The following is a 12,918-nucleotide window of genomic DNA, read 5'->3' on the forward strand; positions in this document are numbered from 1 at the left end:
GACCACCCACACGGCCCGCCCCCATGAGCAACTGGATCGACCTCAGACAGGACGCCGACACCGGCATCGAGTCGGTCCGCGCCCATTTCACCGGCCACGCCTACGACCCGCACTGGCACGACAGCTTCCTGGTCGGGGTGACCGAACAGGGTGTGCAGCAGTTCAACTGCCGCCGCGAGCGCCACTGCAGCACGCCCGGCCAGGTGTTCGTGCTCGAGCCAGGCGACCTGCATGACGGCCATGCGCCGACCGTGGAAGGCTTTACCTATTCGACCCTGTACCTGGACGCCAACTGGCTGGAAACCGAGCTGCGCGCCCTGTTCGAGCACGCCCCCTCAGGCGCCCTGCCCAGCTTCGGCACCCTGCTGCACCAGGATCCGCGCCTGGCCGGCGCCACCGCCCGGGCCTTCGAGGCGGTGCATCACGGCGACCTGCGCATCGTCCGCCAGACCGCCCTGGACGACCTGCTGGCCGGCCTCACCGGCCATCTGCACTGGCGCAAACGCCTGGACCCCGATCCACGCCTGCCGCTCAGTGCGCAACTGGCCCGCGACTACCTGCACGCGCACCTGGACCAGGACATCGGCCTGGCCGAACTGGCACAGGTCTGCGGCGTCGATCGCTTCCGCCTGACCCGGGCGTTCAAGGCAGCCTTCGGCCTGGCGCCGCATGCCTATCTGATCCAGCTGCGCCTGGCCCGCGCGCGGCGGCTGCTGGCCCTGGGCGAAACGCCGGCCAGCGTCGCCACCGCCCTGGGCTTCGCCGACCAGAGCCACCTGGGCCGCTGGTTCCGCCGCGCCTACCGGCTGACCCCGGCGGACTACCGCAAGCGCTGCTCAAACCTTCCAGACTGAACACGCGCTGGCCGCGACCATGGTGCTTCGATCACACGGAGCCATGACCATGTCGCACTCGCTGTTGCCCTTCATCCTGTTTGCCCTGGCCGCCAGCATCAGCCCCGGCCCGACCAACCTGTTGATCCTCGCCCACGGTGCCCGGCGCGGCTTGCGCGCCAGCCTGGCACCGATAGTGGCGGCCTGCTGCGCGGCGGCGGCGGTGGTGTGGCTGGTGGGAATGGGGCTGGGCTCATTGCTGCTGCGCTACCCCTTGGCGCAAATGGCCATGAGCTGGGCCGGCGCCCTGTGGCTCAGCTGGCTGGCCTGGAAGATGCTGCGCAGCGCCGGTGCGCCTTTGCTGGCGGGCAGCAAGGGCGGCCTCGATCCGTTGAGCGCCGCCACCCTGCAGGTGGTCAACCCCAAGGTTTGGGTGACGGCGGTGGCGATGGTCGGGCTGTTCGCCACCCCGGCACTGCCGATGGGCTGGCTGGCCCTGGTGTTCCTGCTGGTTGCCCTGCCCAGCATGACCGCCTGGGCATTGATGGGCATCGGCAGTACACGCTGGTTGCGCTCGCCGCGGGCCTTGCGCCTGTTCAACCAGGCTCTGGCGGGGTTGCTGCTGGTGTCGGCCTGGTCGGCCTTGCTGGTATGAGCGCCGCTCAGGTGCGCCCGGCGCTGGCGGTGCGCAGGCGTATCCCCAGGCGCGGGCCGAACACGTTGATCAACAGGCCCAGCATCACCAGCAGCGCGCCCCAGCCTTGCGCCTCGCTCAGGCGCTCGCCCAGCAACAGCGCCGCGGAGCTCAGGCCCACCACCGGCACCAGCAGCGAGAACGGCGCCACCTTGCCCGCCGGGTGGCGCGACAACAGTTTGCTCCACAGGCTGTAGCCGACCATGGTGGCGACGAACGCCAGGTACGCCAGGGCCAGCACCGAACTCCAGCCGATGTTGGCCAGGGCATGGCCAATGCGCTCGGGGCCTTCCAGCCACCACGACAGTGCCAGGAACGGCAGCGGCGGAATCAGCCCGCCCCAGATCACCAGGGCGACCAGGTCCACCTGGCCGAAACGCCGGGTGATGATGTTGCCCATGCCCCACATGGCGCCACCGCACAGGGTCAGCAGCAGCGCGACCAGCGGCACGTGGCCGCTGTCTTCGCTGCCGATCACCGCCAGGCCGCTGGCGGCCACCAGCAGGCCGAGCACACTGGCCAGGCGCAGCCGCTCGCCAAGAAACATGGCGGCGAAGCCCAGGGTGAAGAACGCCTGAGACTGCAGTACCAGCGAGGCCAGCCCAGGCGGCATGCCACTGGCCATGGCCTGGAAAAGGAAGGCGAACTGGCCCAGGGAAATGGTTGCGCCATAGGCGATCAGCCAGCGCCACGGCAGGTTCGGGCGCTTGATCAGGAACACCGCCGGGAAGGCCACCAGGAGGAAACGCAGGGCTCCAAGCAGCATCGGCGGCAGGCCGTCAAGCCCCACCTTGATGACCACGAAGTTGACGCCCCAGGCGATGATCACCACCAGGGCGATCAGCAGGTCCTTGAGTGGCATTGCAGGCATTCCTTCTTCAAGCTTGTTATAGACATATTTGGTTACAGCATACGGGCATCACGTCGCCGCGGACCAGCACAGTTGCGTACCAGCCTTGTGTAACAGTCGGCTGTGATGGCCGGCGAACGCCCGGAGAACCCTGCGCAAGCTTCACTTGACCAGACTTGTATATACATGCTCATATCGGGCTTCGGCCATCCGCCCTGCGTCCCGCCGATGGCCGCCGCCTTTCACAAAAACAACGAAGCGGAGCCTCCCCGATGTCCAGCAAACCCGTGATCGAGCGCCGCTCGATCGACTACATCCCCGAGTCTGAGCGCCATGGACGCGTCTACAGCCAATTCACCCTGTGGCTGGGAGCCAACCTGCAGATTACCGCGATCGTCACCGGCGCCCTGGCCGTGGTGCTGGGCGGCGACGTGTTCTGGTCGTTGATCGGCCTTTTGCTCGGGCAACTGGTCGGCGGCGCGGTGATGGCCCTGCATGCCGCCCAAGGTCCGCGTCTGGGGCTGCCGCAGATGATTTCCAGCCGCGTGCAGTTCGGCGTGTACGGCGCGGCCATCCCCATGGCCCTGGTGTGCCTGATGTACCTGGGCTTTACCGCCACCGGCACGGTGCTGTCCGGCCAGGCCATCGGCCAGTTGCTGAGCATCAGCGACAGCGCCGGCATCCTCATCTTCGCCGGGGTGATCGTGCTGGCGACCCTGGCCGGCTACCGGGTGATCCACTGGATCGGCCGGGTGGCCAGCGTGCTGGGGATCATCGCCTTCGTCTACCTGTTCAGCCGCATCCTGATGCTGGCCGATATCGGCCAGTTGCTCGACAACCGCCACTTCAGCTGGGCCAGCTTCCTGCTCGCGGTGTCGCTGGCCGCCTCCTGGCAGATCGCCTTCGGCCCTTATGTGGCCGACTACTCGCGCTACCTGCCCAGCCACACCTCGCCACTCAAGACCTTCCTCGCCGCCGGCCTGGGTTCGGTGCTCGGCGCCCAGGCCTCGATGATCCTCGGCGTGTTCGCCGCGGCCATCGCCGGTGGCCAGTTCTCCGGCCGCGAGGTGGCCTATATCGTCGGCCTGGGCGGTGCCGGTACCACGGCGGCGCTGCTGTACTTCTGCATCGCCTTCGGCAAGGTGACCATCTCGACCCTAAACAGCTACGGCAGCTTCATGTGCATCGCCACGATCATCAGCGGCTTCCGTGGCCACCTGCAGATCAGCCGCGTGCAGCGCCTGGTGTTCGTGCTCGGCATCGTCGGCGCGGCGACCCTGGTCGCGCTGCTCGGGCAGCACTCGTTCCTCAGCGCGTTCAAGTCGTTCATCCTGTTCCTGCTGACCTTCTTCGTGCCCTGGAGCGCGGTGAACCTGGTGGACTACTACTTCATCACCAAGGAACGCTATGACATTCCGGCACTGGCCGACCCGGATGGCCGCTACGGACGCTGGAACTGGCCAGGCATCGGCGTGTACACCTTCGGCGTGCTGGTGCAGATGCCGTTCATCGACACCAAGCTGTACACCGGGCCCATGGTCGCGCACCTGGGCGGCGTGGACGTGTCGTGGCTGATCGGCCTGGTGGTACCCAGCGTGCTGTATTACTGCGTGGCGCGCCGTCGGGCGGCCCAGGCACCGGCAAGCATCATCGTGCCGCAGACCCATTGAGCTGAACACCCTCAAGCCTGGGAGCGGCGCAGCACCGCTCCCAGGCTGCATCAGGCCAAAACAGCGCTGTCATCTTTCAGTCAGATCTCTGTCGTAATCTGCGGTGCAACTCTGTGCCACAGGTCTCCGGCATGCCTCGCCTGCTTCCCCTACTGCTGTGCCTGCTTGCAAGCCTGGCTTGCGCCGAGCCCGCGCAACTGCGTATCCAGGGCTCCAACACCATCGGCGCGGCGCTTGGCCCAGCCTTGGTGCGGGGTCTGTTGCAAGCGCAGGGCGCGAGCGCCATCGAACGCCAGCCTGGTACCTCCGCCAACGAGACCACGCTTCACGCTGTTGATCGCAACGGCCTGCCCTTGCGCATCGACATCGCCGCCCACGGCACCAGCACCGGCTTCGCCGCGTTGGCCCGGGGCGAAGCGGACCTGGCCGCGGCCTCGCGACCGATCAGTGACAGCGAGGTGCAACAGTTGCAGGCCCTGGGCAACCTGCGCGGCGCGGGCTCGGAGCAGGTCATCGCCCTGGATGGCGTGGCGGTGATCACCCATCCGGACAACCCCCTCGCGCAACTGACCACCGCGCAATTGGCGCAGGTGTTTGCCGGGCAGTTGCAGCGCTGGGAACAGCTGGGCGTGCCGGGCGGGGCGATCCACCTGTATGCCCGCGATGACCGCTCCGGCACCTTCGAGACCTTCAAGGCCCTGGTGCTTGCCCCGCACAACCAGGCGCTGGCCCCACAGGCACGCCGCTTCGAGTCCGCCGATGCGCTGGCCGCCCAGGTCATGGCCGACCGCCAGGCCATCGGCTTCAGTGGCCTGGGCACGGTCCACCAGGCCAAGGTGCTGGCGGTGGCCGAGGGTGACGCGCCTGCCCTGCTCCCCAGCCGCGCCTTGGTGGCCAGCGAAGACTACCCGCTGTCGCGTCGCCTGTTCTTCTACCTGCCCGCCCACGCCACGCCCCAGGCCAAGGCCCTGGCGGAGTTCGCCCAAAGTCCCGCCGGACAGGCGATCGTCGCCGACCAGGGGTTCGTCTCCCAGCAGATCAAGCCACAGCCGGTAGCGGCCCAGGCCGACATGCCGCCGCGCTACCGGGCACTGGCCAACGAAGCGCAACGCCTGAGCGTCAACTTCCGCTTTCAGGAAGGCAGCGCCAGCCTCGACAACAAGGCCCTGCGCGATGTGCAACGGGTCGGCGACTACCTGCGCCAGGCCGGCAAGCTGCAGGGCAAAGTGGTGCTGGTGGGTTTCGGCGACCCCAAGGAGACGCCGGGGCGCGCCGCCCTGCTGTCGCGGCTGCGGGCCATGGCAGTGCGTCGCGAACTGGCCCGGGCCGGGGTGCAGGCCAAGGACGTGACGGGCATGGGCGACGAACTGCCAGTGGCCGACAACGACCAGGAACAGGGACGTCTGCGCAACCGCCGGGTCGAGGTCTGGGTGTACTGACCCGCTCAACGCCCGTCGGGCAATTCGACCCGAGCCACCAGTCCGCCGCCGTTGCGATTGCGCAGGGTCAGCTCGCCGCCTTGTTCGCGCACGCTGGCACGGGCCGCCGAGAGCCCGAGGCCAACGCCGCCGGTGTCGCGGTTGCGCGACCCCTCCAGCCGGTAGAACGGGTCGAACACCCGCAGCAGAGCCTCTTCGGGAATGCCCGGCCCGCGGTCGCAGACTTCGATGACGATCAGGTGCGCGGTATGGCTCAGGGTGATATGCGGGTCACGGGCATACTTCATGGCATTTTCCAGCAGGTTGACGATCACCCGCTTGGTCGCCAGCGGGCGGCCGTCATGCACCAGGTGCGCCGGCCCCTTGAAGGTGACGGCGAGCTGCTGGTCGCGGTAGTCGTCGACCAGGGTCTGCAACAGCTCCGACAGGTCGTAGGCCGTGCGCTGCTCAAGCTGCGTGCCTTCGCGGAAGAACGCCAGGGCCTCGTTGATCATGCTCTGCATCTCTTCCACATCGCGGATCAGCTTGTGCTTGTGGTCCAGGTCCGCCATGAACTCGCTGCGCAGGCGCAGGCGTGTCAGCGGGGCGCGCAGATCGTGGGAGATGGCCGCCAGCATGTGGGTACGCTCGCGAATGAAGTGCTGGATCTGCGCCTGCATGGTGTTGAAGGCGATGATCGCCTGGCGGATCTCCTCGGGCCCTTCGATGTCGATGGGAGGGGCCTGCAGGTCGCCACCGAAACGTCGCGCCGCGCTGGCAAAACGCTGCAAGGGCGCGGCCAGCTGGCGGGTGGCGAGCCAGGCCACCAACAAGGTCGCCACCAGCCCCAGGCCGATGACCACCGCTAGGCGCGCCGTTACGCTCAGGCCCCAGCTGCGCTCCGGCGGCACGAACAACAACCAGCTGTCATCAGCCAGGGCGACCAGCGCCACGTAGTGGGCCTCGGGGCTGCCCTTGGGCCAGTCGTCGGGGTTGTAGACCTCGATGACGCGTGCCGGCCCCAGCAACTGCCCCATCGCCGGCACCTGGCCGGAGGTAAGCTGCACGCCAGGACCGGGCAGGCCGAAATCGCTGCGCTGGGTGCTCCAGGTCACCTCCAGGGTCGGCGTGCTCGCTGCCTGGGCCAGTTGGCTGCGCAGCGCCGGCGGTGCGCGCTCGATCACCCGCGTGGTCACGGCGATCTGCTCGAGCAGCCCGGTGCGGTCGATGGGTGGGCGCGCCCAGCTACCCGCCAGTTGGACGAACAAGGCGTTGAACGCCAGCGAAGCCAGCAACGCGACGAAGATGGTCAGGGCGATCCGTTTGCGCAAGGTATCGCGGCCCAGCAGGCGACGAATCATGAGCGAGTGACCTTGGCGCTGAACAGGTAACCGCCATTGCGCACGGTGCGGATCAGGTCCGGGCGCTTGCTGTCGGGCTCGATCTTGCGCCGCAGCCGGCTGACCTGCACATCGATGCTGCGGTCGTAGGCGTCATGGCCCTGGCCACGGGTCAGGTCGATCAATTGCTCGCGGGTGAGGATGCGCTGGGGATGTTCGAGAAACACCACCAGCAGGTCGAACTCGGCGCCGGACAGCGGGATCATCACCTGCTCGGGCGAACGCAGCTCGCGGCAGGTGACGTCCAGGTGCCAGCCGGCGAAACCGATCACCGGCCTGGCCGCCTCGCCGCGCGGGGCCTGCTCGCCGGCGCGACGTTGCACGGCACGCAGGCGGGCCAGCAGTTCGCGCGGGTCGAAAGGCTTGGTCAGGTAGTCGTCGGCGCCCAGTTCCAGGCCGATGATGCGGTCGCTCAGCTCGGCCATGGCGGTAAGCATGATGACCGGCACCCCGACCTGCGCACGCAGTTTCTGGCACAGGCTCAGGCCGCCTTCGCCCGGCAGCATCAGGTCAAGGATGATCGCGTCCGGGCACTGGCGCTCGATGGCCGCCCACATCGCCTGGCCTTCGGCGGCCAGGTCCACCTCGTAGCCCTGCTGGACGAAGAACTGCTTCAGCAGGGCGAGGATTTCCACATCGTCATCGACGATCAGCAGTCTGCTCACGGTGGTACAGGTCCGGAAAAAAGGCGTATCTAAAACCATTGCGCCGCCCGGGTCATTTATTTCAATCGAGCAACATTTCGTCACGCCCGACACGATTCGGACATCACCTGGCAAACATTGCCCTGCACCCTGCGGGCCTTCCACTCGCCGAGGGCTCCCCATGAAGATAGCCGACAGCCGCAACAGTACCGATATTCAAGAAGGTTCCGCCCCCCTGATTCTCAGCCAGCGCCACACCAGCCGCGGCCAGACCGGCTCACTGATCGTGCAGCAGGAGAGCCTGGGCCTGGCGGACGACCTGGGCTACATCACCCTGCGGCGCTACTTCGAGCATTACGACCCGGGCTGTGGCGAATGGGTCGAATACAGCCATACCGTGCCCATCCGTGAGCTGATCCACTGGCTGATGGCGCATGGCAAGTTGCAGATCCAGGCCTCGCAGGACGCGCCCCCGACCCAGGCCTGGCAGGCCGCCGCGCAAGAGGAGCGCCGCCCATGAGTCGCCGGCATCTGCTGACGGTCATGCTGACCACCACCCTGAGCCTGTCGGCATGCAGCAGCAACAAGCCGGCACAGGCCGGGTTTCTCAAGGACTACGGCCTGCTCACCCCGCACCAGGCGCCGTCTGGCGGTACCGTGCTGAGCTGGGCCGACCCCAAGTGGCCACGGGGGCGCTATATCGAGGTCTACCTGGCGCCGAGCCGCTTCTACCCGGCACCCGAGCCGAGCCCGCGCATTCCCCAGGCTACTCTCGCCTCGATCACCCACTATTACGACGCGGTACTGCGCAAGGAAATCGGCAAGGTGATGAAGGTGGTGGACACCCCCGGCCCGAACACGCTGGTGGTCAGGCCGGCCATCACCCACATCAGCGCCGACGCACAACCCTTGCGGTTCTACGAATGGCTGCCGATCACCCTGGTCGCGGCTGGAGTGAGCAGTGCCGTGGGGCTGCGCGACCGGGACAGTGAGATCGCCACCGAATTGTCGTTCGAAGCCGGCACAGGCGGGCGAGTGGTGGGCGAGGCGATGCTCGCAGGCACTGGCGTGCCGCTTGAGAACGACCGCCAGGTGATGACGGCCGCCAACGTCAAGGCCGTGCTCGATGGTTGGGGCGTCGACCTGCGCCAGGCGTATGCGGCGCCCCTCAGATAATGTGCCGTGCCGGTGTGTGGGCAGACTGCCTTCAAAGACCTCATCGCTGGCAAGCCAGCTCCCACAGGAATAGCGCAAGACTCAAGAACTGCGCGGGCGAGGTGGGAGCTGGCTTGCCAGCGATGCGCCGCGTCAGCGGCGCGCTGTCGACTCAGGCCTTCAAGGTGGCCATGTCGATGACGAAGCGGTACTTCACATCGCCGGCGATCATCCGCTCGTAGGCCTGGTTGATGTTGCGGATGTCGAGCATCTCGATATCGCAGCTGATCCCGTGCTCGGCGCAGAAGTCGAGCACCTCCTGGGTTTCGGCGATACCGCCGATCAGCGAGCCGGCCAGCACCCGGCGCTTCATCACCAGGTTGGCCGCATGCAGCGGCGGGTCGACCGGCTCGATCAAGCCGACCAGGATATGCACACCGTCGAACCTTAACGTCTCGAGGTAGGGATTGAGGTCGTGCTGAACCGGGATGGTGTCGAGCAGGAAGTCGAACCGACCGGCTGCGGCGCGCATCTGTTCGGCGTCGGTGGACACGATCACTTCATCGGCACCCTGGCGCCGGGCCTCCTCGGCCTTGGCAGCGGAGCGGGTGAACAGCGTGACATGCGCCCCCAGGGCCTTGGCGAACTTGATGCCCATGTGGCCCAGCCCACCCATGCCCAGCACGCCGACCTTGTGCCCCGGGCCGACGCCATGGTGCTTGAGCGGCGAGTAGGTGGTGATGCCGGCGCAGAGGATCGGCGCCGCGCTGGCCAGATCGAGGCCTTGAGGCATGCGCAGGACGAAATCCTCGCTGACCACGATGCTGCTCGAGTAGCCGCCCATGGTATTGCTGCCATCGACCCGGTCGGGGGTGGCGTAGGTCATGGTCGGGCCTTCCAGGCAGTATTGCTCGACGCCCTGGCGGCAGGCTTCGCAGTGACGGCAGGCATCGACCATGCAGCCGACACCGACCAGATCGCCCACCTGGTAGCGGCTGACCTGCGCGCCGACCGCGGTGACCCGACCGACGATCTCGTGACCCGGCATCAGCGGGTAGACGGCGATGCCCCACTCGTTGCGGGCCTGATGGATATCGGAATGGCACACGCCACAGTAGAGGATCTCGATGGCGACATCGTCGGCCCGCGGGCTGCGGCGCTGGAAGCTCATGGGGGCCAGGGGGCTGGTGGGGGACTGGGCGGCGTAGCCGATAGCGGTGTACATATGGGCCTCTCTTGCAAGTGAAACGGTTCAGGCGGCGCATTTTCCGCAGCCTGATCCAGGCCCGCCACGGCCGATTCTCCGGCATGCATGCCCGATTCTCCGGACCTGGCTGCCAACCCCTGGCGCAAGCTATCGAATCTGCGAAGATGCCAATGTCCGATTCTCTGCCCGGGTTCACCATGCACCTGACCTGCCACGTGGATGCCAATGCCACGCTTTGCTCACTGATCCGCACCCTCGCCACGCGCCCGGGGTTCGTGCCCACTGCCCTGCCCCAGGTCCAGGTGCTGACCTGGGACCATTACGTCGCCAGCAGCCCGCAGATCTACGAACCCAGCCTGATCATCGTCGCCCAGGGCAGCAAGCTGGCGCGCCTGGGCCCGCGCACCCTGGAGTACGGCGCCGGGCATTACCTGGTGCAGGCGCTGTCGGTGCCCTTCCTCTGCGAGACCTTCGCCACCCCCCAGGCGCCCCTGCTGGGTGTGGCGGTGGACATCGACCGCGCCATGCTCGGCGAGCTGGTGCAGGCCATGAACCTGGGGCCGGATGTGGCGGTCCAGGCACAGACGCCGCAGTCGATGGCCTCGGCGGCGCTGGACACGGCCATGCGCGAAAGCGTCGAACGCTTGCTGCAGTGCCTGCAGGATCCCCTGGACGCCAGGGTGCTGGGGCCGGCGCGGGTACGCGAGGTGCTCTACACCGCGCTGCGCGGCCCCCAGGCCGGCGTGCTGCGGGCGCTGGTCGAACAACAGGGGCACTTCGCCCGGATCGCCTCGGCCCTGGCCTACCTGCGCGAGCACTACGCCGAGCCGCTGGGCGTAGATGAACTGGCCAGCCGGGCGAACATGAGCGTGTCGACCTTCCATGAGCACTTCAAGCGCTGCACCGACCTTGCACCGATGCAGTACCTCAAGCGCCTGCGCCTGCTCAAGGCACAACAGATGCTGATCGGCGAAGGCCTGGGCGTGGCTCAGGTGGCGCATCGGGTCGGCTACCAGAGCACCTCGCAATTCAGCCGCGAGTACAAGCGCCAGTTCGCCCGCAGCCCGGGCGAGGAGCAGACGTACCAGAGCCTGCCGGCTTGATCGCCGGTCTACCCCGCGTCGGCAGCTACTGACGCAGGACCATCGCCACGATGGTCGCCTGCAATTCCAGCTTGGCGGCCTCGGCGGCCAATTCACCGGCCGCCGCCGCCAGGGACAGCGCATCCGCCGCCCCCACCAGCACCCACAGGCCGGCCACGCCGATATCACCGCCCGGCGCGAACGGCGCCAAGGCCTCCCGACATTTGTCCATGAAGGGCCCGTCATAGCCGCGCTTGAGCGCCTCGAGCTCCGGCGAACCGGCCAATGCCGCGCTGACACCGGGGATCTCGCGTCCTTGGGTCGCCACACAGTCCACATAGGCCTCGGCGATCACCCAGGCCCGCCCCGGCAGGTCCACCGGGCATCCGGCCAGGGCCGTGTCGAGCATCGCCGTCTGGCGCGCGTCGTACTCCTGGTACAGCGCCAGCAACAAGCCATTGCGGGTTTCGAAGTGGTCATACACCACCGGCTTGGTCACCCCGGCTTGCTCGGCCAGGCGCCCCAGGCTAAGGGCATCGGTGCCTTCCTCACGCACCAACCGCCAGGCCACATCCAACAGTTGCCGGCGACGCTCCTCGCGGGACAGGCGTTTGCGCGGCGCGGTCTTTTCCTCGCTTGACATCGATTACCTACCAAAAGTAACTTACCAATCGTAACTTACTGGGAGTATATAGCGCTCCCGAGGCCCTCGCATCCCGATTCTGGAGATTCTGCCATGCATGCCCTGATCGTCATCGGTCACCACGACACCGAGTCCCTTACCCATGCCCTTGCCCAACAGGTTGCCGAAGGGTTGCGCGCGGCCGGTCACACCAGCGAGTTCGCCGACCTGGCCCGGGAAGGTTTCGACCCCCGTTTCAGCCTGGCCGACCACGCCGTACACCGTCGCCTGGCGCCGCCGCCGGCCGATGTGCTGGCCGAGCAGGCGCGTATCGAACGCGCCGACACCGTGGTGCTGGTCTATCCCATCTACTGGTGGTCGCTCCCGGCCCTGCTCAAGGGCTGGGTCGAACGTGTATTCAGCAACGGCTGGGCGTTCTACCAGGCTGCGGACGGCAGCACCACCAAGCGCCTGCACGGCTTGACCGCGCACCTGATCGGCGTTGCCGGGGCCGATGCCGGCACCTTCGAGCGCCACGGCTACGGCGAGGCCATGCGCGTGCAGATCGAGCACGGCATCTTCGATTACTGCGGCGCTCAAGTGTTGAGTTCGACGTTGCTGGACGACAGCGAAGGACAGGATCCGGCACGGCATCTGCGCGCCGCACGCGCCTTGGGGGAGGGGTTGTTCACTCGCGAGGAACGGCGCGAGCCGGCAAGCGTGGAATGAGGGCGGGAAGGCGCGGGCCAACCCGCGCCAGGTGACAGCGTGCGGGCAATCAGCCGCAGTTGACGCGGGTCACCACACCCTTGTCATCGACATTCAGGTTCAACCGCTCGGAGCGGTATTCCAGGGTGATCACATCGTGCGGCTTGAGGATGCGTGCCATCTGCGAGCCGCTGGCCTTGCGCGCCTGCTCGAGCAGCTCGGCGCTGGCCGGCTTGCCGATGGCAAAATCGGCGCCACTGGCTTCGCAGCGGCCATCGTTGCCGGCCGCGGCGGCGGGGGCACTGTTGCTGCCCGAAGAGCCACCGGTGCTGCAACCTGCGAGGACGGTAGCCACCAGCAGGGTCGCCAGGGAAGCGCGGGTACGGAACATGAATCCTCCTAAATCGATCCGGGAACTGCCTAATGCGACAGTTCCGCCAACGGTTTGTTGCAAAACCGCAAGATTCTGCCTGACTCGGCCAGGGGATGTGAAACGCAATCGTCACCGGATTTTGCACCGAACCGCAGGTTCGGCCAAACGCAGGGCTTATGCCTAAGTCGCAGATCCGGTTGCGCAAAGGCATGATTTACTGCAAGAAGTGGAGCATGAAACACCTCCCCTTCGAACGCCAGGA

At 67.1% G+C, this 12,918-nt stretch carries 14 protein-coding genes; 8 read left to right on the plus strand and 6 right to left on the minus strand.

Annotated elements, in window-relative coordinates:
* Positions 1-23 precede the first annotated feature (23 nt).
* The gene (locus tag KSS90_RS16145) at positions 24-854 is read left to right on the plus strand and encodes an AraC family transcriptional regulator (RefSeq protein ID WP_217866384.1); all 831 of its coding nucleotides are present in this window, start codon (positions 24-26) and stop codon (positions 852-854) included.
* Positions 855-903: 49 nt separating this feature from the next.
* Entirely contained in the window at positions 904-1,488 is a 585-nt protein-coding gene (locus tag KSS90_RS16150; protein WP_217866385.1) for a LysE family translocator, read from the plus strand.
* 7 nt (positions 1,489-1,495) lie between these two features.
* Here KSS90_RS16150 and KSS90_RS16155 read toward each other — a convergent pair whose 3' ends face one another.
* Entirely contained in the window at positions 1,496-2,389 is an 894-nt protein-coding gene (locus KSS90_RS16155) for an EamA family transporter (RefSeq protein ID WP_217866386.1), read from the minus strand.
* A 260-nt stretch (positions 2,390-2,649) separates the two neighbouring features.
* On the opposite strand from KSS90_RS16155, the gene KSS90_RS16160 reads away from it, so the two are divergent.
* Complete coding sequence (locus tag KSS90_RS16160; RefSeq protein ID WP_217866387.1) at positions 2,650-4,047, plus strand: purine-cytosine permease family protein; 1,398 nt, start codon at positions 2,650-2,652, stop codon at positions 4,045-4,047.
* 131 nt (positions 4,048-4,178) lie between these two features.
* Positions 4,179-5,486, plus strand: a complete 1,308-nt coding sequence (locus tag KSS90_RS16165; RefSeq protein ID WP_217866388.1) for a substrate-binding domain-containing protein — start codon at positions 4,179-4,181, stop codon at positions 5,484-5,486.
* A gap of 5 nt (positions 5,487-5,491) precedes the next feature.
* Here KSS90_RS16165 and KSS90_RS16170 read toward each other — a convergent pair whose 3' ends face one another.
* Together KSS90_RS16170 and KSS90_RS16175 are read right to left on the minus strand one after the other, a co-directional pair.
* Complete coding sequence (locus tag KSS90_RS16170; RefSeq protein WP_217866389.1) at positions 5,492-6,826, minus strand: ATP-binding protein; 1,335 nt, start codon at positions 6,824-6,826, stop codon at positions 5,492-5,494.
* Complete coding sequence (locus tag KSS90_RS16175; protein ID WP_217866390.1) at positions 6,823-7,569, minus strand: response regulator; 747 nt, start codon at positions 7,567-7,569, stop codon at positions 6,823-6,825. The genes KSS90_RS16170 and KSS90_RS16175 overlap by 4 nt, the downstream gene beginning before the upstream one ends.
* 121 nt (positions 7,570-7,690) lie before the next feature.
* Here KSS90_RS16175 and KSS90_RS16180 point away from each other — a divergent pair, with 121 nt between their 5' ends.
* Together KSS90_RS16180 and KSS90_RS16185 are read left to right on the plus strand one after the other, a co-directional pair.
* Positions 7,691-8,029: a hypothetical protein gene (locus KSS90_RS16180; protein WP_217866391.1), complete on the plus strand. Its 339-nt coding sequence runs from the start codon at positions 7,691-7,693 to the stop codon at positions 8,027-8,029.
* A complete protein-coding gene (locus tag KSS90_RS16185) occupies positions 8,026-8,685 on the plus strand; it encodes a DUF3313 domain-containing protein (RefSeq protein WP_217866392.1) in 660 nt (219 codons plus the stop codon). Before KSS90_RS16180 ends, KSS90_RS16185 begins: the two co-directional genes overlap by 4 nt.
* Positions 8,686-8,836: 151 nt before the next feature.
* Here KSS90_RS16185 and KSS90_RS16190 read toward each other — a convergent pair whose 3' ends face one another.
* The gene (locus KSS90_RS16190) at positions 8,837-9,889 is read right to left on the minus strand and encodes an NAD(P)-dependent alcohol dehydrogenase (protein WP_217866393.1); all 1,053 of its coding nucleotides are present in this window, start codon (positions 9,887-9,889) and stop codon (positions 8,837-8,839) included.
* Positions 9,890-10,068: 179 nt separating this feature from the next.
* Here KSS90_RS16190 and KSS90_RS16195 point away from each other — a divergent pair, with 179 nt between their 5' ends.
* Complete coding sequence (locus KSS90_RS16195) at positions 10,069-10,974, plus strand: AraC family transcriptional regulator (RefSeq protein ID WP_217869810.1); 906 nt, start codon at positions 10,069-10,071, stop codon at positions 10,972-10,974.
* A 25-nt stretch (positions 10,975-10,999) separates the two neighbouring features.
* Here the strand turns inward: KSS90_RS16195 and KSS90_RS16200 are convergent, their stop codons facing one another.
* On the minus strand, positions 11,000-11,596 hold the full coding sequence (locus KSS90_RS16200; RefSeq protein ID WP_217866394.1) for a TetR/AcrR family transcriptional regulator: 597 nt from the start codon (positions 11,594-11,596) through the stop codon (positions 11,000-11,002).
* 93 nt (positions 11,597-11,689) lie between these two features.
* Here KSS90_RS16200 and KSS90_RS16205 point away from each other — a divergent pair, with 93 nt between their 5' ends.
* Positions 11,690-12,304 (plus strand): NAD(P)H-dependent oxidoreductase, encoded by a 615-nt coding sequence (locus tag KSS90_RS16205; RefSeq protein ID WP_217866395.1) that lies wholly within the window; start codon positions 11,690-11,692, stop codon positions 12,302-12,304.
* A gap of 49 nt (positions 12,305-12,353) precedes the next feature.
* On the opposite strand, the gene KSS90_RS16210 is transcribed toward KSS90_RS16205, so the two are convergent.
* A complete protein-coding gene (locus KSS90_RS16210; protein WP_217866396.1) occupies positions 12,354-12,674 on the minus strand; it encodes an I78 family peptidase inhibitor in 321 nt (106 codons plus the stop codon).
* Positions 12,675-12,918 lie beyond the last annotated feature (244 nt).

The sequence above is a fragment of the Pseudomonas maumuensis genome (assembly GCF_019139675.1).
Classification (GTDB): domain Bacteria; phylum Pseudomonadota; class Gammaproteobacteria; order Pseudomonadales; family Pseudomonadaceae; genus Aquipseudomonas; species Aquipseudomonas maumuensis.

Excerpts from the sequence above, each read along its gene's own strand:
- KSS90_RS16165 (WP_217866388.1), top strand. The coding sequence starts at position 4,179 with ATGCCTCGCCTGCTTCCCCTACTGCTGTGCCTGCTTGCAAGCCTGGCT.
- KSS90_RS16175 (WP_217866390.1), bottom strand. The coding sequence starts at position 7,569 with ATGGTTTTAGATACGCCTTTTTTCCGGACCTGTACCACCGTGAGCAGA.
- KSS90_RS16160 (WP_217866387.1), top strand. The coding sequence starts at position 2,650 with ATGTCCAGCAAACCCGTGATCGAGCGCCGCTCGATCGACTACATCCCC.
- KSS90_RS16195 (WP_217869810.1), top strand. The coding sequence starts at position 10,069 with ATGCACCTGACCTGCCACGTGGATGCCAATGCCACGCTTTGCTCACTG.
- KSS90_RS16205 (WP_217866395.1), top strand. The coding sequence starts at position 11,690 with ATGCATGCCCTGATCGTCATCGGTCACCACGACACCGAGTCCCTTACC.
- KSS90_RS16185 (WP_217866392.1), top strand. The coding sequence starts at position 8,026 with ATGAGTCGCCGGCATCTGCTGACGGTCATGCTGACCACCACCCTGAGC.
- KSS90_RS16170 (WP_217866389.1), bottom strand. The coding sequence starts at position 6,826 with ATGATTCGTCGCCTGCTGGGCCGCGATACCTTGCGCAAACGGATCGCC.
- KSS90_RS16200 (WP_217866394.1), bottom strand. The coding sequence starts at position 11,596 with ATGTCAAGCGAGGAAAAGACCGCGCCGCGCAAACGCCTGTCCCGCGAG.
- KSS90_RS16180 (WP_217866391.1), top strand. The coding sequence starts at position 7,691 with ATGAAGATAGCCGACAGCCGCAACAGTACCGATATTCAAGAAGGTTCC.
- KSS90_RS16210 (WP_217866396.1), bottom strand. The coding sequence starts at position 12,674 with ATGTTCCGTACCCGCGCTTCCCTGGCGACCCTGCTGGTGGCTACCGTC.
- KSS90_RS16155 (WP_217866386.1), bottom strand. The coding sequence starts at position 2,389 with ATGCCACTCAAGGACCTGCTGATCGCCCTGGTGGTGATCATCGCCTGG.
- KSS90_RS16190 (WP_217866393.1), bottom strand. The coding sequence starts at position 9,889 with ATGTACACCGCTATCGGCTACGCCGCCCAGTCCCCCACCAGCCCCCTG.
- KSS90_RS16145 (WP_217866384.1), top strand. The coding sequence starts at position 24 with ATGAGCAACTGGATCGACCTCAGACAGGACGCCGACACCGGCATCGAG.
- KSS90_RS16150 (WP_217866385.1), top strand. The coding sequence starts at position 904 with ATGTCGCACTCGCTGTTGCCCTTCATCCTGTTTGCCCTGGCCGCCAGC.